General features: G+C 34.4%; 19 protein-coding genes. All 19 read left to right on the top strand.

What is annotated here, in order from left to right:
• Positions 1-24 precede the first annotated feature (24 nt).
• Entirely contained in the window at positions 25-282 is a 258-nt protein-coding gene (locus FS935_RS05795) for a DUF3243 domain-containing protein (protein WP_146946635.1), read from the top strand.
• A 202-nt stretch (positions 283-484) separates the two neighbouring features.
• A complete protein-coding gene (locus tag FS935_RS05790; protein ID WP_146946634.1) occupies positions 485-1,279 on the top strand; it encodes a DUF3388 domain-containing protein in 795 nt (264 codons plus the stop codon).
• Positions 1,280-1,295: 16 nt separating this feature from the next.
• A complete protein-coding gene (locus tag FS935_RS05785) occupies positions 1,296-2,183 on the top strand; it encodes a helix-turn-helix domain-containing protein (RefSeq protein WP_158638550.1) in 888 nt (295 codons plus the stop codon).
• Positions 2,184-2,336: 153 nt separating this feature from the next.
• Positions 2,337-2,918, top strand: a complete 582-nt coding sequence (gene pgsA / locus FS935_RS05780; protein WP_146947078.1) for a CDP-diacylglycerol--glycerol-3-phosphate 3-phosphatidyltransferase — start codon at positions 2,337-2,339, stop codon at positions 2,916-2,918.
• A 23-nt stretch (positions 2,919-2,941) separates the two neighbouring features.
• Complete coding sequence (locus FS935_RS05775) at positions 2,942-4,192, top strand: competence/damage-inducible protein A (protein WP_275669579.1); 1,251 nt, start codon at positions 2,942-2,944, stop codon at positions 4,190-4,192.
• Between the two features lie 247 nt (positions 4,193-4,439).
• Positions 4,440-5,474 carry a recombinase RecA gene (gene recA, locus FS935_RS05770; RefSeq protein WP_146946632.1) on the top strand — a complete coding sequence of 345 codons (1,035 nt, stop codon included), beginning with the start codon at positions 4,440-4,442 and terminating at the stop codon, positions 5,472-5,474.
• 640 nt (positions 5,475-6,114) lie between these two features.
• Entirely contained in the window at positions 6,115-7,677 is a 1,563-nt protein-coding gene (gene rny, locus FS935_RS05765) for a ribonuclease Y (RefSeq protein WP_420828002.1), read from the top strand.
• 172 nt (positions 7,678-7,849) lie between these two features.
• A complete protein-coding gene (gene ymdB / locus FS935_RS05760; RefSeq protein ID WP_146946630.1) occupies positions 7,850-8,644 on the top strand; it encodes a 2',3'-cyclic-nucleotide 2'-phosphodiesterase in 795 nt (264 codons plus the stop codon).
• 337 nt (positions 8,645-8,981) lie between these two features.
• On the top strand, positions 8,982-9,242 hold the full coding sequence (spoVS, locus tag FS935_RS05755) for a stage V sporulation protein SpoVS (RefSeq protein WP_010193268.1): 261 nt from the start codon (positions 8,982-8,984) through the stop codon (positions 9,240-9,242).
• Between the two features lie 201 nt (positions 9,243-9,443).
• The gene (locus tag FS935_RS05750; RefSeq protein WP_146946629.1) at positions 9,444-10,367 is read left to right on the top strand and encodes a dipeptidase; all 924 of its coding nucleotides are present in this window, start codon (positions 9,444-9,446) and stop codon (positions 10,365-10,367) included.
• Positions 10,368-10,556: 189 nt separating this feature from the next.
• A complete protein-coding gene (locus FS935_RS05745) occupies positions 10,557-12,293 on the top strand; it encodes a 2-oxoacid:acceptor oxidoreductase subunit alpha (RefSeq protein WP_146946628.1) in 1,737 nt (578 codons plus the stop codon).
• A gap of 1 nt (position 12,294) precedes the next feature.
• Positions 12,295-13,164 (top strand): 2-oxoacid:ferredoxin oxidoreductase subunit beta, encoded by an 870-nt coding sequence (locus FS935_RS05740; RefSeq protein WP_146946627.1) that lies wholly within the window; start codon positions 12,295-12,297, stop codon positions 13,162-13,164.
• 404 nt (positions 13,165-13,568) lie between these two features.
• Positions 13,569-14,609: an L-threonine 3-dehydrogenase gene (gene tdh, locus FS935_RS05735; protein WP_193559351.1), complete on the top strand. Its 1,041-nt coding sequence runs from the start codon at positions 13,569-13,571 to the stop codon at positions 14,607-14,609.
• A gap of 23 nt (positions 14,610-14,632) precedes the next feature.
• Positions 14,633-15,808, top strand: coding sequence for a glycine C-acetyltransferase (locus tag FS935_RS05730; RefSeq protein WP_146946626.1), 1,176 nt, complete (start codon positions 14,633-14,635; stop codon positions 15,806-15,808).
• A gap of 245 nt (positions 15,809-16,053) precedes the next feature.
• A complete protein-coding gene (locus tag FS935_RS05725) occupies positions 16,054-17,187 on the top strand; it encodes a zinc-dependent alcohol dehydrogenase (protein WP_146946625.1) in 1,134 nt (377 codons plus the stop codon).
• A 212-nt stretch (positions 17,188-17,399) separates the two neighbouring features.
• A complete protein-coding gene (locus tag FS935_RS05720; RefSeq protein ID WP_146946624.1) occupies positions 17,400-19,559 on the top strand; it encodes a DNA topoisomerase III in 2,160 nt (719 codons plus the stop codon).
• Between the two features lie 212 nt (positions 19,560-19,771).
• Positions 19,772-21,298, top strand: a complete 1,527-nt coding sequence (gene miaB, locus FS935_RS05715; RefSeq protein WP_146946623.1) for a tRNA (N6-isopentenyl adenosine(37)-C2)-methylthiotransferase MiaB — start codon at positions 19,772-19,774, stop codon at positions 21,296-21,298.
• A 1-nt stretch (position 21,299) separates the two neighbouring features.
• Entirely contained in the window at positions 21,300-21,734 is a 435-nt protein-coding gene (gene ricA, locus FS935_RS05710) for a regulatory iron-sulfur-containing complex subunit RicA (RefSeq protein WP_146946622.1), read from the top strand.
• A gap of 462 nt (positions 21,735-22,196) precedes the next feature.
• Positions 22,197-22,739, top strand: coding sequence for an outer spore coat protein CotE (gene cotE / locus FS935_RS05705; RefSeq protein ID WP_146946621.1), 543 nt, complete (start codon positions 22,197-22,199; stop codon positions 22,737-22,739).
• The last annotated feature ends 45 nt before the right edge of the window (positions 22,740-22,784 follow it).

Below are 22,784 nucleotides of genomic sequence, written 5' to 3'. Positions count from 1 at the left end.
ACAATAAAAAAAGGAGGTACTCCTATGTCTGTTTTAGATAATTGGAATGAGTGGAAAGGTTTTCTTGGTGATCGTTTAGATCATGCACAAAACGAAGGTATGAATGATCAAGTTATTTCTAATTTAGCTTTTGAAATCGGCGATTATTTAGCTAAGCAAGTAGAAGCTAAAAATCCTCAAGAAAAAGTACTAGCAGATTTATGGAGTGTAGCGTCAGAGCAAGAACAGCACGCTATTGCTAACATGATGGTTAAGCTTGTTCAAGATAACGGTTCTAATTAAGAGAGGAGATTTCCTCTCTTTTTTCAATGTACTTATTCTTAGTTATTTTCCTCATACCTCTTTTAAATCTTTCATCTTTTGGAAAAATCATATATGATATAATGAAGATGATTCGAACTTTTATTTATATGGCTTTGTTAATACCACCAGTAGCAACAAAATCTTTATGAAATTTAACAGAGCCTTCTAATAAGGAGGGTTTATTTTGCCATATGAATGGTATTTAGAATATGAAATACAAAAAAACCGACCTGGTCTTCTAGGTGATGTTGCATCTTTATTAGGGATGTTATCAATAAATATTGTGACGATCAATGGTGTAGATGATTCACGTCGAGGATTATTGTTAAAGTGTGAAAGTAATAATCAAGTAAGAAGACTTGAATCAATATTAAATACAATGGACAATATAACTGTTACAAAGCTACGTGTACCTAAGCTCCGAGATCGTTTAGCAGTTCGACACGGAAGATATATACAAAGAGATGCAGATGATAAAAAAACATTTCGGTTTGTAAGAGATGAGCTTGGACTCTTAGTTGATTTTATGGCAGAATTATATAAGCAAGATGGTCATAAGTTAGTGGGGATTCGTGGAATGCCTAGGGTAGGTAAAACTGAATCAATAGTTGCTTCAAGTGTTAATGCCAATAAAAAATGGTTATTTGTTTCATCAACACTTCTTAAGCAAACAATTAGAAGTCAGTTGATTGCTGATGAATATAGTGAAGATAATGTATTTATTATAGATGGTATAGTATCTACTAGACGAGGATCTGAAAAGCATTTACAGTTAGTTAGAGAGATCATGAGACTATCTGCAACCAAGGTAGTAGAGCATCCAGATATTTTTGTTCAAAATACAGAATATACAATTGATGATTTCGATTATATAATAGAAATTCGCAATGATCCTGACGAAGAAATTACGTATAAAGATGTTGAAGAACCACAAATGAGGTTTGATTCTCCAAGTCTTTCAGGCTTTGACTTTTAATTATGGGGTGTTACGGTTGAGTGAATTAGGAAATCGACTGAAACAAGCAAGAGAGGAAAGAAATATTAGTTTAGATGACCTTCAAGCTATAACAAAAATTCAAAAAAGATATTTATTAGGTATTGAAGAGGGTAATTACTCTATGATGCCAGGGAAATTTTATGCAAGAGCATTTATTAAACAATATGCTGAAGCTGTTAATTTGAATGCAGATGATCTTTTTGAGGAATTCAAGAATGAAGTACCAACTACATATAAAGAGGATGTCCCTGAACAACTTTCACGAGTGAAAACGCAAAGAGAATTACCCAAAACTGCGTCTAAGTTTGTTGAGTTACTTCCTAAATTTGGTTTGATTTTGCTCATTTTAATTATCGCAGTTGGCTTTTGGATTTGGAGACAAAATGCAGCGGTAAATGATCAGGAAAATGAAAATGAAACAAACATAACTGAAGTAAATGATAGTGAATTCGAGAAAATTGATAATGTTGCATCTGAAGATGAAACAGAAACAGAAACAGAAATAACAGATGAAGAACCTGTAGCTGATGATGAGGAAAGTGCTCCCCCTGAGGAAGAAAAACCTGTACAAACCTTAACATTTAAAGAAGTTAATGGTTCAAATACAGTATATGAACTTTCAGGAACAGATAAGTTTGAGTTAGAGGTCATCGCAAAAGACCGTACATGGGTGGGTATTAAAAATGGTAAAGGAAAAACCTTTTTTGGTGAGGAAATTCCAAAAGGAGAAACACAAGCAAATGATTTCTCAGCAGAATCTGAAATTACAGTGAGGGTTGGCAACGTCCCTGGAACAGATTTGAAAATCAATGGTGAGCTTTTAAAATATGAGGATACGAAGAAAACTCCTCAAAATATTACAATTATTTATATGAAAGAATAGGGACTGACTCAAAGAATGTCTAAAACCTCTCCTAAGGTATGAAGTTTGTTTCACGAATATCTTAAGGAGAGCTCTGACATTCTCGGAGTCGTCCTGTTTTAATTGGAAGAAAAAAAGTACCATTTCACAAACAAACGAATACGGAGGATATGTATTATGAACTTACCGAATAAAATAACAATCTCACGAATTTTCTTAATTCCAGTATTTATGCTAATTATGCTTGCTCCATTTGAATGGGGAACATTGACATTAGGGTCAGAGTCTATTTTACTAACACATTTTATAGGAGCAATCATCTTTATTATCGCCTCAACTACAGATTGGATTGATGGGTATTATGCAAGAAAATTAAATATGGTTACAAACCTTGGAAAATTCTTAGATCCTCTAGCAGACAAGTTATTAGTTTCTGCTGCACTCATTATCTTGGTCGATCTTGAACTTGCTCCTGCATGGATGGTCATTCTTATTATTAGTCGTGAGTTTGCAGTTACAGGGTTAAGACTTGTTTTAGCAGGTGAGGGTGAAGTAGTAGCAGCTAATATGTTAGGTAAAATTAAAACTTGGGCGCAAATTATAGCAATTTCAGCTCTTTTATTACATAATATTCCTTTCGAATTTATTAATCTGCCTTTTGCTTCTATTTCTTTATGGGTTGCAACATTTTTTACTGTTTATTCTGGTTGGGATTATTTTATTAAAAATAAACAAGCGTTTATTAACTCAAAATAACGTTTATTCTAAGGAGGTAAACAATGAATATTCGTACTGAAATAATTGCTGTTGGATCTGAGTTATTGCTTGGTCAAATCGTTAATAGTAATGCACAATTTTTATCACAGCAATTAGCAGAGCTTGGTCTAAATGTATACTATCATACAGTAGTTGGTGATAACCCAGCACGTCTTGAACAAGCTATTGAAATTGCGCAAAAAAGATCTAATGTAATTATATTTACTGGAGGCTTAGGACCTACTAAAGATGATTTAACGAAAGAAACTGTTTCAAAAGCAGTTGGTAAAACACTTAACTTTGATCAACATGCATTACAAAGCATTGAGCAATATTTTACTCAAACAAAACGTGTCATGTCTGAAAACAATAAAAAGCAGGCACTTGTTATAGATGGTTCATACATATTAAGAAATGACTATGGTATGGCTCCCGGCATGGCTTTCCAAGTGAATGAAATAACATACATGCTATTACCTGGTCCACCTAGTGAACTGAGACCTATGTTTAATAAATATGGTATAGAATACTTTCATGAAAAATTAGGCCTTCAAGATAGATTAACTTCACGGGTTTTACGTTTTTTTGGTATTGGAGAATCTCAATTAGAAACAGATATTCAAGATTTAATTGATCAACAAACCAATCCTACAATAGCTCCTTTAGCAGCAGATGGAGAAGTTACTTTAAGACTAACAGCAAAGCATAAAGACGAAAAAGTAGCTAATAAGCTATTAGATGAAATAGAGAATAAAATAAATGAACGTGTTGGTGTGTTTTTCTATGGTTATGAACAAACAACAATTGTTAATGAGCTGAAAAATATTCTGATGGAGAAGAAAAAAACAATCGCCGCTGCAGAAAGTTTAACTGGTGGGATGTTTTCAGAGCATATTACAGCACTAGAGGGTGCAGGAATCATTTTCAACGGAAGTATTGTTGGATACACGAATGATGTTAAGCATAGAATTTTACAAGTAGATCAACACATTCTTGAAACATATGGTGCAGTGAGTGAACAATGTGCAAATGAAATGGCTAAACAAATACGCAAGCTTACTGGTAGTGATATAGGAATAAGCTTTACTGGTGTTGCTGGACCCACTACACAGGAAAATAAACCAGTTGGTACGGTCTTTATCGGTATATCACTTAGTGATGATTATACAAAGGTGTATAACTTAAATTTAGCAGGATCCAGAAACGGAATAAGACTAAAGACGGTAAAGTATGGATGTCACTATTTGGTCAAACTATTAAATGAAATAGAATGATATACTAATTGATGAAAAAAGATCTGGTACTTATTCAGATCTTTTTTCTTCGAAATTAAATAATAAATTTTAAAATTGAGTTTCCACATGTTATTATGCTGAGAAAATAGAATTTTTTAGTAAGATAAAATATAATTATGAAGAAAACTTCATAGCTAAAACAATCGAATAAATGTTCGGTTTTCACTTGGCAAATGATATAAAATGCGTTATATTTATTATAGATTCATTTAGAGGAGGAAATTTTGTGAGCGATCGTCAAGCTGCCTTAGATATGGCGTTAAAACAAATAGAGAAACAATTCGGTAAAGGTTCTATAATGAAGTTAGGTGAACAAACAGATAGAAAGATTTTAACTTCACCAAGTGGTTCACTTGCACTTGATGCTGCATTAGGGGTAGGTGGATATCCACGTGGTAGAATAATAGAAATATATGGTCCTGAGAGCTCTGGTAAAACCACTGTTGCTCTTCATGCAATTGCAGAAGTACAACAACAAGGTGGTCAAGCTGCATTTATTGATGCAGAACACGCTCTTGATCCTGTATATGCTCAAAAGCTCGGTGTTAATATTGATGAACTATTATTATCACAACCTGATACTGGTGAACAAGCACTTGAAATAGCTGAAGCTCTTGTACGTAGTGGAGCAGTAGATATTCTTGTAATTGACTCAGTTGCAGCTCTAGTACCAAAAGCTGAAATTGAAGGTGAGATGGGTGATTCTCATGTTGGTCTTCAAGCACGTTTAATGTCACAGGCTTTACGTAAATTATCAGGTTCTATTAATAAATCAAAAACAATTGCTATTTTCATCAACCAAATTCGTGAAAAAATTGGTGTAATGTTTGGAAATCCCGAAACTACTCCTGGTGGTCGTGCGCTTAAATTCTATTCATCTGTGCGTTTAGAGGTTCGTAGAGCAGAGACACTAAAGCAAGGAAATGACATGGTTGGTAACAAAACGAAAATTAAAGTTGTGAAAAATAAAGTTGCTCCTCCTTTTAAAGTTGCTGAGGTAGACATTATGTATGGTGAGGGAATCTCTAAAGAAGGGGAAATTGTCGACTTAGGTACAGATATTGATCTTGTGCAAAAAAGTGGTTCTTGGTATTCGTACAATGAAGAGCGCTTAGGTCAAGGTCGCGAAAATGCCAAGCAATTCCTAAAAGAGAATCCAGCAATTAGACTTGAGATTCAAGAGAAAATCCGTAAGCATTATGGATTAGATGAAGAAGTAATTGCTCCTGAGAATGAAGAATTAAACCTATTAGGAGAGTAAGGCAGTATAAAAGGGCAGATATGCCCTTTTTTTGTTTAAATTTAAATATTACATAAATATTTTGTATATTACTAAGTTATTGGGTGAAAATAAGTTATTATAAAAAAATATTTCTTCAAAAATATACTTCTAAATAGATTGGTAAACCACTGCCATAGGAAATCCCGTAATGTTTGAAAGCGTGATTCTGCTTGAATATTGTCGTAAAATCAATGAGTGAAGATGTAACACCTTACATGATCATTACAAAGCTCCATATAATCATAGTATGTCGAAAAATATCTGCTAATCACGTGACACACTTCGACAAAAAGCAACAATTATTCTCGTTGATTTAATGATTTATTCAACAAATTCGCTAGAAACACTGAAATCACTACGGTCATAGGCTTGACAATAAAAATTCACAGATTTACAATTAGGATGTATATTTTACAATTTTGTAGAATGATGATTGAAGAATTTTAAAAAGCAAACAAAATGTTGGTACTTGAAATGGTCTTCCTAAAAACTTATAAAAGACGCAAAGTTCAACATGATCAGAAAGCTTTGTGCTGTATGTTGACAACTTAAATTGAACAATGTACATGCCGACACTTTAATCTAGAAAAACAAGTTCATAGCAAGAGGAGGTGTAATGATGGACATAGTATCAATAATCATCTCCATTTTGCTTGGCCTAATCGTCGGTGCAGTTGTTGGCTATTTTGTTCGTAAATCTATTGCAGAAGCGAAAATTGCTGGAGCTAATAATGCTGCTGAGCAGATAATTGAAGAAGCAAAACGTGATGCAGAGGCAACGAAAAAGGAAGCGCTTCTTGAAGCTAAAGATGAAATCCATAAGTTGCGAACAGAAGCAGAACAAGAAGTTCGTGAAAGAAGGAATGAACTTCAAAAACAAGAAAATCGCTTATTACAAAAAGAAGAGAATCTCGATCGTAAGAACGAGTCTTTAGATAAACGTGAAGTTATGCTAGAGAAAAAAGAAGATTCTCTTAATGACAGACAACAGCATATTGAAGAGATGGAAAGCAAAGTGGACGAGATTGTGCGTAAACAGCAAACAGAGCTAGAACGCGTATCTAGCCTTACTCGAGATGAAGCTAAGTCAATCATTCTTGAAAAGGTAGAAAATGAACTCACACATGATATCGCTATAATGATTAAAGATAGCGAAAATCGTGCAAAAGAAGAGGCAGATAAAAAGGCGAAAGAAATCCTGTCACTTGCTATTCAAAGATGTGCGGCAGATCATGTAGCTGAAACAACAGTTTCAGTTGTTAACCTTCCAAATGATGAAATGAAGGGGCGTATTATTGGACGTGAAGGTCGTAATATACGAACGTTAGAAACATTAACGGGTATTGATCTTATCATTGATGATACACCAGAGGCAGTTATTTTATCAGGCTTTGACCCTATTCGACGTGAAACAGCAAGAATTGCTCTTGATAAGCTTGTTCAAGATGGACGTATTCATCCTGCACGTATTGAAGAGATGGTCGAAAAATCTCGTCGAGAGGTAGACGAATACATCCGAGAAACTGGAGAGCAAACAACTTTTGAAGTTGGTGTACATGGTTTGCATCCAGATTTAATTAAGATTCTTGGTCGTTTGAAATTCCGTACAAGCTATGGCCAAAATGTATTAAAGCATTCAACTGAGGTAGCTTATTTATCTGGATTAATGGCTGCAGAACTTGGTGAAGATGTGATGTTAGCTAAACGAGCGGGTTTATTACATGACATCGGTAAAGCAATTGACCATGAAGTTGAAGGAAGTCATGTTGAAATTGGTGTAGAACTTGGTACAAAGTACAAAGAACATCCTGTTGTTATCAACAGTATAGCATCTCATCATGGTGATACAGAGCCAACGTCAATTATAGCAGTGATCGTTGCAGCAGCTGATGCATTGTCTGCTGCTAGACCAGGCGCACGTAGTGAAACACTTGAAAACTACATTCGTCGTCTTGAAAAGCTTGAGGAAATCTCTGAATCTTATGAGGGTGTTGAAAAGTCATTTGCAATTCAGGCTGGACGTGAAGTTCGTATCATGGTTAAACCTGATAGTATTGATGATTTACAAGCACATCGCTTAGCGAGAGATATACGAAAACGAATTGAAGAAGAATTAGACTATCCTGGTCATATTAAAGTAACGGTAATTCGTGAAACAAGGGCAGTTGAATATGCAAAATAATAAAGTGGTGCAGAGATGCACCGCTTTATTTTTTGAGTTTTTTGTGTAACACTAAGTAGGAACATAAATAGGTTAAGAAATAATTGAAACTTTATAAAGAAATACAGCAATTTATACATATAGGCAGTCTTATAAGAAATTTAAATTAATATGACAGAGAGGGCTTTCAATTATGAAGTTATTGTTTATTGGTGATGTTTTTGGATCACCAGGTCGTGAAATGATTAAAGAGTATTTACCTAAATTAAAAACTAAATTTCGTCCGCAAGCTGTAATAATCAACGGAGAAAATGCAGCACACGGTCGAGGGATTACTGAGAAAATGTACCAGCAATTTATCGAGAATGGTGCACATGTAGTGACGATGGGGAATCATACTTGGGATAATCGTGAAATCTTTGAGTTTATAGATAAAGCAACGAAAATGATCAGACCAGCAAATTTTCCAGTTGATAACCCTGGTAAAGGGATGGTCTTTGTTACGGTTGGGGGAAAAGAAATTGCTGTTATAAATTTACAAGGTCGAGCGTTTTTACCACCATCAGATTGTCCATTTAGAAAAGCTGATGAATTGATAGAAGAAGCTCAGAAGCGAACATCCATTATCTTTGTTGATTTTCATGCAGAGGCAACTAGTGAAAAACAAGCAATGGGCTGGTATTTGAATGGTCGAGTTTCTGCTGTAGTAGGTACACATACACATGTTCAAACCTCTGACAATAGAATATTAGATAAAGGTACAGCTTATATAACAGATGTAGGTATGACAGGTCCTTATGATGGAATATTGGGTGTGGATAAAGATATGATCTTAAAACGTTTTCTAACAAGTTTACCTGTGCGCCACGATGTCGCTGAAGGTCGTAAACAATTAAGTGGAGTTATTATTGATATAGAAGATAAAACTGGAAAAGCCAGTAAAATTGAGCGTATCCTAATTAATGATGATCATATGTTTTTTGAATAAGTAAAAGAGCTCTTCATCAATAAACACATGTTTCACGCTTAACTTAAGTTGTAAACTAAATGTCTGGATCTTAGATATACAGCTGTAGTACTAAATCCTTTTTAGTTCTTGGATGTACTGTTGATTTTTGTTATAGGCATTTCCTCCTTCTATTCGAAGATTTCGAATTAATGTACGAACAAGCAGGAATATTTTCCAACTCTAGTGAATATAGTATCATTGGATGATTAACTAATACTGTTTTAAAGGTAAGTAAGGGGAGCCTTTAAACAAGATATGCCAATGATTGTTCTAATGAACACTCAAGGATTCATTGAAAACTAAGGGGGAACTAGAAATGGAAATATTAAAGGTTTCAGCAAAATCAAATCCTAATTCTGTAGCTGGTGCATTAGCAGGGGTATTAAGAGAACGTGGTGGAGCAGAAATACAAGCAATTGGTGCTGGTGCATTAAATCAAGCTGTAAAGGCTGTAGCAATTGCTAGAGGATTTGTAGCACCAAGTGGTGTAGACTTAATTTGTATACCTGCTTTTACAGATATTTTAATAGATGGCGAAGAAAGAACAGCTATTAAGTTAATTGTGGAGCCGCGTTGAAAGCGTTAGATTCTTTATATATGTGATGTTAATAATACAAGGGCTTGACTCAATAGAGTCAAGCCCTGTTTTGTCATGTTCTATAGGTTCTTAACACAGAAGGTTATTAACCTGATTATCGAACAATAAGACTCACTTATCGACTCTCGAAATATCTAAAATAAGATGATAAGGTTGCACTATGGAAAGGAGACTTGAGTAATGAAAATATTTGATGCTCATTGTGATTTATTATATAAGCTATGGAGAGAACCTGATATAGACGTATACCAAGATGAGAGACTCCAGGTTTCAATCTCAAAACTAAAAAAAATGAACAATAATATCCAGTGTTTTGCCATCTTTATTCCTGAAGATGTTCCGTTTATCAATAGAATGGACATTGCTTTACAACAAATTACGATCTTCTATGAAAAGATCGTTAAGAATTATCCAGAAATAAAACTAATAAAAACAAAATCAGATATTGATCAAATAACTAATCAAGAAATTGGAGCAGTTTTAACGTTAGAAGGATGTGATGCGATAGGAGATCAGTTAAAGAATCTGCAAATATTGTACCAATTGGGAGTCAGATCTGTTGGTTTAACATGGAATTTTGCTAATCTGGTAGCTGATGGAGCACATGAAAAAAGAAATGGTGGTTTAACAAACTTTGGGCGAAGTGTTATTGAGTATTTAAATGAAAAGCAGCTATGGACAGATGTTTCACATGCTAGTGAAAGAAGCTTTTGGGAAGCACTAGAAATAGCGAAGTACCCGATTGCATCCCATTCAAATGCTTATTCGATTTGTCCTCATGTGAGAAACCTACGAGACGAGCAAATTGTCGCTCTTTTAAAAAATAAAGGCATGATAGGTGTGACGTTTGTTCCATTTTTTACAACGAGTAAAAATAATCCAACAATTTCAGATGTCATAAAACATGTGGATTATATTTGTGGATTAGGAGGTGAAAATCAGCTTGGATTTGGATCGGATTTTGATGGGATCGATGTTACAATAGAAGGTTTACATAATTATGCATGTTATGAAACATTGATTAACGAACTTCAAAAATATTACAACGAAGAACTTGTACATAAATTTATGTATCGAAATTTTCTTGAACATATCAATTTCTGATATAGCCAAAGATTTTACTATATTAAAGTGAAACTCTTGTATTTTTTTGTTGGAAAGTCTACAATTGATACGTTTAGTGTAGTCTGAAGAAATTTCAGATGATATAATAATGAAATTCGACAAGATTATTGATAAACTGATAGTTATATATAAAAATTTCAACATTGCTTTATAGAGGGGTGTAAATACATGATAAGTCAACTTTCTTGGAAAGTTGGAGGACAGCAAGGAGAAGGTATTGAAAGTACTGGTGAAGTTTTCTCTATTGCATTAAACCGACTAGGTTATTTTTTATACGGATATCGCCACTTTTCTTCTCGTATTAAGGGTGGACATACAAATAACAAAATTCGTGTGAGTACAAAACAGGTACGATCTATTTCTGATGATCTTGATATATTAGTAGCTTTTGATCAAGAAACAATTGATGTGAATTTTCATGAGCTAAGAGATGGGGGAATTGTCCTTGCGGATGCTAAATTTAAGCCGAGTATTCCAGAAAGTGACAATGTAACATTATATTCTGTTCCTTTTACTGAAATTGCTACAGAATTAGGCACTTCATTGATGAAAAATATGGTTGCAATTGGTGCAACAAGTGCGATTTTAGATATTGAACCTAATCAGTATCATGAAGTTGTAAATGATACATATGGTAAAAAAGGTGAAAAGATTGTTGAAAAAAACATGGAAGCAATTTCAAAGGGTGCCGCGTATTTAAAAGATGAGCTCGGTTTTAACCGACAAGATATGTTTCTTGAAAAAGCAGATGGTCATAAGCGGATGTTTATGATTGGTAACGATGCAATAGCTTTAGGTGCAATTGCTGGTGGATCTCGCTTTATGGCAGCTTATCCTATAACACCTGCTTCTGAAATCATGGAATACTTAATAGAAAAATTGCCAAAATTCGGTGGAGCTGTTATTCAAACAGAGGATGAAATTGCCGCATGTACAATGGCAATCGGTGCTAATTATGCTGGTGCACGTACATTTACAGCATCTGCTGGTCCTGGATTATCACTAATGATGGAAGCTATTGGACTCTCAGGAATGACAGAACAACCACTTGTTATTATTGATACTCAACGAGGTGGTCCAAGTACAGGATTACCGACAAAGCAGGAGCAATCGGATTTAATGGCAATGATATATGGCACACATGGTGAAATTCCTAAAGTTGTAATGGCTCCAAGTACAGTTCAAGAGGCATTTTATGACACAATAGAAGCATTTAATATAGCTGAGGAATATCAAGTGCCTGTTATTCTTTTAACTGATCTTCAATTATCTTTAGGAAAACAAACTGTGGAGCCATTAGATTATAGTGAAATAAATATACGTCGCGGAAAGCTATTAACGGAAGATTTACCTGAATCAGAAAATAAAGCATACTTCAAGCGTTTTGAAGTAACAGAAGATGGTGTTTCACCACGTGTTATTCCAGGAATGAAAAACGGTATTCACCATGTAACGGGTGTTGAGCATGAAGAAACTGGTAAGCCATCAGAATCAGCCAGCAACCGTGTAGCACAAATGGATAAGCGACTTAGAAAACTAGATGGTCTATCGTTTAAAAATCCTGTTTATAAAAATCTCCAACATGAAAATCCGGACGTTTTACTTGTTGGGTATATCTCAACTAGAGGTACAATAGAGGAAGCAATTACTCGTTTAGAAGAGGATGGGATTAAGGTAAACCATGCACAAATACGTTTAATCCATCCTTTTCCAACTCAAGAATTGGAGCCCTTAGTAGAAGCTGCTAAAAAAGTTATTGTTGTTGAAAATAACGCTACTGGTCAATTAGCAAGTTTATTAAAAATGAATGTTGGGAATGCAAAGAAAATTTCATCATTACTAAAATATGACGGTAATCCATTCCTTCCTCATGAAATTCATACGAGAAGTAAGGAGTTGTTATAAAATGGCGACAACTTTTAAAGATTTTCGAAATAATGTAAAACCAAACTGGTGTCCTGGCTGTGGGGATTTTTCAGTTCAAGCTGCGATACAGCGAGCTTCTGCAAATGTAGGCTTAACACCAGAGGAGTTAGCTGTTGTATCTGGAATTGGCTGTTCAGGTCGTATTTCCGGTTACATTAACTCTTATGGCTTCCATGGAATTCATGGTCGATCATTACCAATAGCTCAAGGTGTAAAAATGGCCAATAAAGATTTAACTGTTATTGCATCAGGTGGTGATGGTGACGGCTTTGCAATCGGAATGGGTCATACAATTCATGCTATCCGACGTAACATAGATATTACGTATATTGTTATGGATAACCAAATTTACGGATTAACTAAAGGACAAACATCTCCTCGTAGTGATGCTGGTTTTGTAACGAAGAGTACTCCAGAAGGTTCAATTGAGTCGGCTCTATCTGTTATGGAAATGGCATTAACAGCTGGTGCAACATTTGTTGCTCAAAGCTTTTCAACTGATTTGAAAGATTTAACAGCCTTAATTGAAGCAGGAATTAATCATAAAGGATTTTCACTGATCAATGTGTTTAGTCCTTGTGTTACCTACAACAAAGTAAACACTTATGATTGGTTTAAAGAAAATTTAACTAAACTAGCAGATGTGGAAGGCTATGATCCACATAGTAAAGAAACTGCAATGCAAACACTTATGAAGCATAAAGGATTAGTAACAGGACTTATCTATCAAAACACTGAGCAAAAATCTTATCAAGAACTTTTAACTGGTTACAGTGATCAGCCACTATCACAAGCTGATTTAGAGATTGATGAAGAAGTGTTTAATAAGTTAGTAGCAGAATTTATGTAATGTTTAAAAAGATTGATGATTAATCATCAATCTTTTTTTATTAAGCTATTATCGCAATCTGTATTCATTTGGAAATCTTATGGAAACTACGCTGGATAAAGTCTAGAGGTGTCTTTTCTTATAAGAAATGTACCTTTTATGTGAGAAAATCTTAGTTCTAACAAATAATTATGTCTATTAACAACAATTTTTCAGAAAAGACTTTATAAGAAACATAATAATATTATGTAAACTCATGTGCTTTGCGATTGTTTGTTTCAGTATTTAAGATGTAAATATAAAATATAAAATTTTATTTCATATATAACCATTTGTCCACTGGTAAAACACACATATATTTACAAAGTTAATATTGATGTTAAAATATAGATATAAGAAGGTTTTAACTTTAAGGGGTGTTTTTCTTGAGTGGAAAAATGAAAGCGGTTGTAAAACATCATCGCGGTTATGGAGCAAAAGTGCAGATGGTTGATATTCCAAGAATAGCCGATGATGAAGTGTTAATTAAGGTAAAGGCCACTTCAATATGTGGAACTGATGTTCATATCTATAAATGGGATGAATGGTCTGAAAGTCGGGTAAATCCACCATATGTTTTTGGTCATGAATTTTCAGGAGAAGTAGTAGAAATAGGCTCTAAAGTAACCAATATTTCAATTGGTGATTCAGTTTCAGCTGAAACACATTTAGTTTGCGGAAAATGTTCACAATGTCTAACGGGTAAGGCACATATATGTAAAAACACAAAAATTATTGGTGTGGACACACAAGGATGTTTTGCTGAGTATGTTGCAATCCCTTCAGGTAATATTTGGGTAAATCCAAAAGGAATGCCTTTTGATGTTGCGGCAATTCAAGAACCTATGGGTAATGCGGTTCATACTGTTCTTTCAGGAGATGTTGTGGGGAAAACAGTAGCAATTATTGGTTGTGGACCTATTGGCATTATGGCTGTGGGTGTTGCTAAGGCAGCAGGTGCAGCACAAGTGATAGCTTTTGATCTAAATGACTATCGACTTACATTAGCAAAAATGATGGGAGCAACTACTATTGTTAATTCCAAAATTGATGATCCACTTCATGTTGTACAAAAACTGACAGCAGGAAACGGTGTGGATGTTGTGTGTGAAATGTCAGGTCATCCAATAGCCATGAATCAAGGTTTTAAAATGGTCACAAATGGTGGGAGAGTTTCGATCTTAAGCTTACCGGTTCGACCAATTGAATTTGATGTGACAAATGATATCGTTTTCAAGGGAATTACGGTAAAAGGTATAACAGGTAGAAAAATGTTTGAAACTTGGCAACAGGTTTCGAGTTTAATTCAATCAGGTCAAGTGGATGTAAAACCAATGATCACTCATCACTTTTCTTTAGAAGAGTTTGAAAAAGGTTTTGATCTTATGATAGAAGGTAATTGTGGCAAAGTTGTATTACATCCATAAAAAGAAAATAGGAGGAGATAAACATGAAAGGCTTTGAATATTTACAATCTGAACTAGATGATATGAAAAAAGAAGGAACTTTCAGAAGCTTAGTTCCTTTAGAAAGTGATCAAGGTGCAAAGGTTGTTATAAAAGGTAAAGAAGTCATACAACTTTCCTCAAATAATTACTTAGGTTTAACGAGTCACCCACGTTTACGTAAAGCAGCACTAGAAGCAGTAGAAACATATGGAGCAGGTACTGGTTCTGTCCGAACAATTGCAGGTACATTAACTATGCATCAAGAGTTAGAAGAAAAATTAGCAACCTTCAAACATACTGAATCAGCCTTGGTTTTTCAATCAGGTTTTACGACGAATCAGGGTGTGCTTTCTTCAATATTAACAAAAGATGATGTTGTTATTTCAGATTCATTAAATCACGCCTCTATTATTGATGGCATTCGTTTAACGAAGGCAGCAAGAAAAGTTTATAAGCATATAGACATGACTGATCTTGAAACAGCTTTAAAGGAGTCAATGGATTTTAGAGTAAGAGTAATTGTAACTGATGGTGTTTTCTCGATGGATGGTAATGTTGCACCTCTTCCTGAAATTGTTAATTTAGCTGAGAAATATGATGCTATAGTTATGGTAGATGATGCACACGCGTCTGGTGTATTAGGTGAAAATGGTCGTGGAACTGTTAATCATTTCGGTCTAGATGGACGTGTTCATATTCAAGTGGGTACTTTAAGTAAAGCAGTTGGTGTATTAGGGGGTTATGTAGCAAGCACCAAGACTCTCGTTGAGTACTTAATTCATAAAGGTAGACCATTTTTATTCAGTACATCACATCCACCTGCAGTTACCGCAGCTTGTATTGAGGCGATAGACGTATTATTGGAAGAACCAGAATTAATTGAAAAACTTTGGGATAACACAAGGTTTTTTAAAGACGGGCTAAAAAAATTAGGCTTTGATATCGGAAAAAGTGATACACCCATTACTCCGGTTATGGTTGGAGATGAGGCTTTGTCACATGAATTTTCTGATAAATTACTTGAATATGGTGTTTTTGCACAAGGAATCGCCTTTCCAACTGTTGCAAAGGGGCAAGCACGTGTTAGAACAATTGTTACTGCTGAGCATACAAAACAAGAACTTCAAGAAGCATTGAATATCTTTGAAAAAGCAGGAAAAGAGCTTGAAATAATATAAAGAAAATAAAAACAGTACTTTTCTGAGTACTGTTTTTATTTTAAACCATAAACCTTAAAAGTTTTATTGTAGAGTTTTTGAAAGATATCTACGTTTGGAAAGATAGGTGTTATTCTTTTTTTTTTTTTTTTGAGAGTGGAGCAGATTTAATTATTAATAATCGATTTTATCCTAAATTTAATAAATCTATATACATATTCTGGGCATACTTAACTAGATGAATTGATACAGATTGGAGTGTTATGATGAAAGCTGTAACATATCAAAGCCCAAATAATGTTGCTGTCAAAGAAGTACCAGATGCAAAGCTTGAGAAAAAAGATGATATTATTGTTAAAATTACGTCTACAGCAATTTGTGGATCTGACCTACATTTATACCAAGGTAATATGCCATTACCAGAAGGGTATATTATTGGTCATGAACCTATGGGCATTGTCGAAGAAGTGGGTCCAGATGTAACAAAAGTAAAAAAAGGTGACAGAGTTGTCATTCCGTTTAATGTATCTTGTGGGGAATGTGTTTATTGTCAAAGTGATTTAACAAGTCAATGCGACAATTCAAACCCTCATTATGATTCTGGTGGATTATTTGGATATACCGAAAAATTCGGTAATCATCCAGGTGGACAGGCTGAATATTTAAAGGTTCCTTTTGGTAATTACACACCATTTTTAATTCCAGAGTCTTGTGAATTAGAAGACGAGTCACTTCTTTTTTTATCAGATGTACTACCAACTGCTTACTGGAGTGTTGAGCATGCAGAAGTCAAAAAAGATGATACAGTTATCGTACTAGGTAGTGGTCCTGTAGGATTAATGGCTCAAAAGTTTGCTTGGATGAAGGGCGCAAAACGAGTTATTGCTGTTGATTATGAAGCATATCGATTAAATCATGCAAAAGAAAAGAACAAAGTTGAAACGTTCAACTTTACAGAATTTCCTGATATGGGAGAACACTTGAAAGAAATCACACACGGTGGAGCAGATGTTGTGATAGATTGTGTTGGTATGGACGGGAAAAAATCTCCATTAGAATATATAGAGCAAAAGTTAAAGCTACAAGGTGGAACAATAGGAGCTATACAAATTGCAACAAAAGCTGTAAGAAAATGTGGAACAGTCCAGCTTACGGGTGTTTATGGAGCAAATTATAATAACTTTCCACTAGGAGCCTTTTTTGCAAGAAACATTTCACTCAAAATGGGTCAGGCTCCAATTATCCCAATAATGCCAAAGCTATATGATATGATTACGAGTAAAGAAATTGATCCTCAAGAGATTATTACACATAAAACTTCATTAGATGATGCAGAACATGCATATAAAATCTTTAACGGTCATGATGACCAGTGTATAAAGGTTGTATTAAAACCATAAGTTATTAAATAAGCTGACATAGATAAGGCTGTATACCTTACTATGTTGGTCTTTTTTTTGTTTTTTAGATGCTTCATGTAAATTTTTAAGTGACAAAGCTAATAGATACCCTATAAAATGAATTTTCGTACATTTTTAATCTTAACAAAAATAAAGTAAACTAGTAGAAGAAGATAAATGATTCGTAGATTAATAATATAAGGTGATAATAGATGAAAGTAATCATTGCAGAGAAACCAGATCAAGCCGCAACACTGTGCGCTCAATTTCAAAGAGTTAAAAGAGATGGTTATTTTGAAATAAAGCCTAATGATCTGTTTCCAAATGGAGCTTATTGTACGTGGGCTATCGGTCATTTGACTCAATTAAGTGCACCGGAAGTTTATAAAGCTGAGTGGAAAAAATGGTCGCTTTCCATGTTGCCAATTATTCCAGAGAAATTTCAATATGAAGTGACAAAATCAAAAACAAAGCAATTCAATGTCGTTAATCAGCTTCTTAAAAACCCATCTGTTAATGAAATCATACATGCTGGTGATGCTGGACGAGAAGGGGAACTAATCATTCGTAACATCATCAGCTTATCTGGTGTGAAAAAGCCTCTGAAAAGACTGTGGATATCATCATTAACGCCTGCTTCTATTCTCGAAGGCTTTCGGCAATTACTCGATGATGAAAGAACCAAAAATCTCTATTATGAAGCCTATTCACGTGCTTGTGCAGACTGGTTAGTAGGCATGAATGCTTCTAGAGTATATTCGCTTCTACTCAAGCAAAAAGGAATGAATGATGTTTTTTCAGCAGGTCGTGTACAAACACCAACACTTGCTTTAATCGTAAAAAGAGAAAAAGAGATTGAACATTTTAAGCCTGAGCCCTTTTGGGAAATTATTGCGACATTTAAAGTGAATGGAAAGAAATATAAAGGAAAATGGCAAAAAGATAACCAAACGCGTGTGTTGGAAGAGGAACTTGCACGAAAAATAGCCTCATTTTGTCAGGATAAGCCAGCAGAAATAAAAGAGCTAATAACTGAGCGCAAGGAATATCAACCACCGTTACTTTTTAATTTATCATCTTTACAAGCAACAGCGAATAAAGCATTTAAATTTTCACCTAAGAAAACATTAGATATTGTTCAATCACTTTATCAAAAAGGTATCGTATCTTATCCGCGTAGTGATTCGACTTATGTTACCAAAGGAGAAGCTGAACAATTTCCGGATATATTAACAAAGCTTAGTCAATTTGAAGAGTATAAAGATCTTTTTCCTTTACCTAAACAATCAATATTAAATAATACAAGGTATGTTAATGAAAAAAAGGTAACAGATCACTATGCCATTATTCCAACTGAACAAGTCAGAGATCCAAAACGTATGTCTGGTGATGAACAAAAAATGTATGACATGATAGTTCGAAGATTAATCGCAGCACATTATGAAAAGGCGATTTTTGATTATTCGACTTTATCTACTTTGGTTGATGGACGTGCAGAATTTATTACAAAGGGTAAACAACAGATCCAAGAAGGCTGGCGTAAAGTTATTTTTCAAGACGATAAAGAAAAAGATGAATTACTTCCGAATGTCCAAAAAGGTGACAAAGGGCATGTAGACAAAATTGAAACAAAGGAAGGTAAAACACAGCCGCCTAAACGATATACAGAGGGTCAGTTAATCACTTTAATGAAAACGGCTGGAAAATATTTAGATAACGATGAATTAGAAAAAATCTTAAGTAAGGTTGAAGGTTTGGGAACAGAAGCAACACGAGCTGGGATTATTACAATGCTACAAGATCGTAAGTACATCGAAGTAAAGAAGAATCAAGTATTTGCAACAGATAAAGGGAAAGTTCTTATAGAAGCTGTAGGTGATCATGTTTTAGCTTCTCCAGAAATGACCGCTAAATGGGAGCAACGTTTATCAGAAATAGGTGAAGGACAAGCCTCACCAGCTTTATTTATGGAGCAAACTAAAAAACTATCAACTAAAATCGTGTCAGATGCTATTTCTATTGCAACAACATGGAACTTTGAAGGACTTAATGTTGAGTCAATACAACGGACTACTTCGCGCTACTCGATTGGGAAAAATGTAGGTAAATGTAAATTGTGTGATGGTGATATTGTTGATAAAGGTGAATTCTACGGATGTACGAACTATAAACAAACAAAATGCAATTTTACAATATCAAAGATAATTCTTAGCAAGAAAATTTCACAAACTAATATTCAGAAACTATTAAAGGGAGATCAAACAAATTTAATAAAAGGATTTAAAAAAGGAGATAAGACGTTTGATGCAAAGTTAGATTGGAAAGAAGGGAAAATTCAATTTATTTTTGAGTCAGCACATACCAAAAACTAGATTAGCATTTTTAGTGAAAAACGTGTACAATTTCCTTACAGATTCTATTAAAGATTGTCTTCTCACAATATAAGCGATATACTATTTAGTTGTATGTTTCAATAAATTTTTTATAGATTTTTAAAAGCTGACCATTAAAGTTTTTAGCTTTGCTAAGACGATATGATTTTTGTAGAAAAAGGTAAAAGGTAGTTTGAAAGGAGAATGACAGAATGAATGAACAACAGCGTAAGGAAAGTACTCAAGTAAATCCTTCGGACAAAAAATCCGATAAGGACTACAGCCAGTATTTCCAAGCCGTGTACATGCCTCCTTCTCTAAAGGATGCAAAAAAACGTGGTAAAGAAGAAGTAAAATACGACGGTTTTTCGATTCCTGAAGAATATAGAGCAATGGGACAAGGTAAGAAGTTTTACATCCGCACTTATGGGTGTCAAATGAATGAACATGACACAGAGGTTATGGCGGGTATTTTCATGGCACTGGGTTATGAGCCAACTGATGGTGTTGAAGATGCCAATGTTATTCTTTTAAATACTTGCGCAATTCGTGAAAATGCAGAGAACAAAGTGTTTGGGGAGCTTGGTCATTTAAAGACTTTAAAGAAAAGAAGACCTGACTTATTATTAGGTGTTTGTGGATGCATGTCACAGGAAGAGTCTGTTGTTAATCGTATACTAAAGGTTCACCCATTTGTTGATATGATCTTTGGTACACATAATATTCACAGACTACCTAGCATTCTTCATGAAGCTTATATGTCTAAAGAAATGGTTGTAGAAGTATGGTCTAAAGAAGGAGATGTTATTGAAAACCTTCCAAAAGTCCGTAAAGGTAATATTAAGGCATGGGTAAACATTATGTATGGCTGTGATAAGTTCTGTACGTACTGTATTGTTCCTTACACACGTGGTAAAGAACGAAGCAGACGTCCAGAGGAAATCATTCAAGAAGTTCGTCATTTAGCTTCACAGGGCTACAAAGAAATTACACTTCTTGGTCAAAATGTTAATGCATATGGTAAGGATTTCGAAGATATTGAGTATGGTTTAGCACACTTGATGGATGAAATCTCAAAAATTGATATTCCAAGACTTCGTTTTACGACAAGTCATCCAAGAGATTTTGATGATCATTTAATCGAAGTATTAGCAAAAGGTGGAAATCTTTTAGATCATATTCATTTACCAGTTCAATCAGGTAGTACGGACATCCTAAAGATTATGGCTCGTAAATACAGTCGTGAACATTATTTAGAGCTTGTGCGTAAAATTAAAGAAGCAATGCCAAATGCATCTCTAACAACAGATATTATTGTTGGATTCCCTAACGAAACAGAAGAACAATTTGAAGAAACACTTTCATTATATCGAGAAGTAGAGTTTGATAGTGCTTATACTTTTATTTACTCACCTCGTGAAGGTACACCTGCTGCTAAAATGGAGGATAATGTACCGATGGAAGTGAAAAAAGAACGTCTTCAACGCTTAAATGCTTTGGTGAATGAAACATCAGCTAAAAAGCTAAAAGAATATGAAGGTAAAATTGTTAATGTTCTTGTTGAAGGTGAAAGTAAAAATAACCCTGATGTTCTCGCAGGTTATACTGAGAAAAGCAAGCTAGTAAACTTTAAGGCACCAAAATCTGCCATTGGGCAAATTGTAAAAGTTAAAATAACGAAAGCAAAAACATGGACGCTTAATGGAGAAATGGTAGAAGAAGCGGTTGAGGTGAACTAAGATGACAACATTATATTCAAAAGAAGATATCGTAGCAAAAGCACGTGAATTGGCACAAATGATTTCTGAATCTAACGAGGTTGATTTCTTTAAACGTGCTGAAGCACAAATTAATGAAAATCAAAAAATCCGTGAAATGATTTCAAGTATAAAAAGCTTGCAAAAGCAAGCTGTAAACTTCCAACATTATGGAAAACACGAAGCTTTAAAACAGGTAGAAGAAAAAATTGAAAAGATTCAAAATCAATTAGATGAACTTCCAATCATTCAGGAATTTCAAGATTCTCAAATTGAAGTAAATGATTTACTTCAGCTTGTATCACATACAATTTCAAACAAAGTGACAAATGAAGTAATCTCTTCTACTGGTGGAGACCTTTTAGCTGGTGAAACAGGTTCGAAGGTCCGTAGCTCGACTGGCGGTAGCTGTTCATAAATTTAAGAAAGAGGCATGCAAAATAACGCATGCCTCTTTTTTATGCCTTCTTTCCATTAAGTAAAATTCTCTTTTCTAAATAGACATCTAATGTAGTCAGGTTATCGGTATAACGGGATCCCTTAAACACTACAAGTAAATAGACTATAAAAAATTAATTAATTATGCATATTTAGGCTTATTTGGACATAAATTTCTTTGAAACACTAGAAGAAATTCAAGTTGAAAATCATTTTGGTGTCTTTGCAATTATTATGTTGAAGTAAAGATAGGCTTTCACTTTTTTTAAGAACATGCACCTTTTTTGTTTTTTAGGCACATATTGCATCAATGCAGCATACAATGAACTATAAAGTTTCATGAATTGGATACTCATGTCATCAATTCATTTTATTATTTAGCACATATGTTACTAGCCTAACATAGGATTTAATGAAGATTTATTGAGGAGGGTATGCTCGAATGTCTGAATACAGAGAGATTATCACAAAAGCAGTTGTTGCGAAAGGCCGCAAGTTTACACAATGTACACATACGATTTCACCATCGCAAAAACCTGCGAGCATTTTAGGTGGCTGGATTATTAACCATAATTATGATGCTCATAAGAATGGAAAAACAGTTGAAGTAGAAGGTACTTATGACATTAACGTTTGGTATTCTTACAACGAAAACACAAAAACAGAAGTTGTGACTGAACGTGTAACATATGTCGACGTAATAAAACTTCGTTACAAAGATGACAATTTCATTGATGACGAACACGAAGTTATCTGCAAAGCACTTCAACAGCCAAATTGCCTTGAGGTAACAATATCACCAAATGGCAATAAAGTAATCGTTCAAGCTGAAAGAGAACATCTTGCAGAAGTTATTGGTGAAACTAAAGTTTGTGTTCATGTTAACCCAGAAGGCTGCGACGATGATGAAGAATGGGAAGAAGAATTAGATGACGAATTTGAAGATTTAAATCCAGAGTTTTTAGTTGGAGATGTAGAGGAGTAACTAGGAGGATATTACCTCCTAGTTTTTTCTTAGGTTGTAAAATGA

The sequence above is a fragment of the Metabacillus litoralis genome, assembly GCF_007994985.1.
GTDB lineage: Bacteria > Bacillota > Bacilli > Bacillales > Bacillaceae > Metabacillus > Metabacillus litoralis.
Note: the sequence above shows the minus strand (reverse complement) of the source record. Positions and strands in the feature narration are given on the sequence as shown.

What these genes read in the sequence shown, in the direction of transcription:
- rny (WP_420828002.1), top strand. Translation starts at nt 6,115, where the DNA reads ATGGACATAGTATCAATAATCATCTCCATTTTGCTTGGCCTAATCGTC.
- FS935_RS05720 (WP_146946624.1), top strand. Translation starts at nt 17,400, where the DNA reads ATGAAAGTAATCATTGCAGAGAAACCAGATCAAGCCGCAACACTGTGC.
- ymdB (WP_146946630.1), top strand. Translation starts at nt 7,850, where the DNA reads ATGAAGTTATTGTTTATTGGTGATGTTTTTGGATCACCAGGTCGTGAA.
- FS935_RS05750 (WP_146946629.1), top strand. Translation starts at nt 9,444, where the DNA reads ATGAAAATATTTGATGCTCATTGTGATTTATTATATAAGCTATGGAGA.
- FS935_RS05730 (WP_146946626.1), top strand. Translation starts at nt 14,633, where the DNA reads ATGAAAGGCTTTGAATATTTACAATCTGAACTAGATGATATGAAAAAA.
- FS935_RS05795 (WP_146946635.1), top strand. Translation starts at nt 25, where the DNA reads ATGTCTGTTTTAGATAATTGGAATGAGTGGAAAGGTTTTCTTGGTGAT.
- FS935_RS05745 (WP_146946628.1), top strand. Translation starts at nt 10,557, where the DNA reads ATGATAAGTCAACTTTCTTGGAAAGTTGGAGGACAGCAAGGAGAAGGT.
- FS935_RS05725 (WP_146946625.1), top strand. Translation starts at nt 16,054, where the DNA reads ATGAAAGCTGTAACATATCAAAGCCCAAATAATGTTGCTGTCAAAGAA.
- ricA (WP_146946622.1), top strand. Translation starts at nt 21,300, where the DNA reads ATGACAACATTATATTCAAAAGAAGATATCGTAGCAAAAGCACGTGAA.
- FS935_RS05740 (WP_146946627.1), top strand. Translation starts at nt 12,295, where the DNA reads ATGGCGACAACTTTTAAAGATTTTCGAAATAATGTAAAACCAAACTGG.
- spoVS (WP_010193268.1), top strand. Translation starts at nt 8,982, where the DNA reads ATGGAAATATTAAAGGTTTCAGCAAAATCAAATCCTAATTCTGTAGCT.
- miaB (WP_146946623.1), top strand. Translation starts at nt 19,772, where the DNA reads ATGAATGAACAACAGCGTAAGGAAAGTACTCAAGTAAATCCTTCGGAC.
- FS935_RS05775 (WP_275669579.1), top strand. Translation starts at nt 2,942, where the DNA reads ATGAATATTCGTACTGAAATAATTGCTGTTGGATCTGAGTTATTGCTT.
- cotE (WP_146946621.1), top strand. Translation starts at nt 22,197, where the DNA reads ATGTCTGAATACAGAGAGATTATCACAAAAGCAGTTGTTGCGAAAGGC.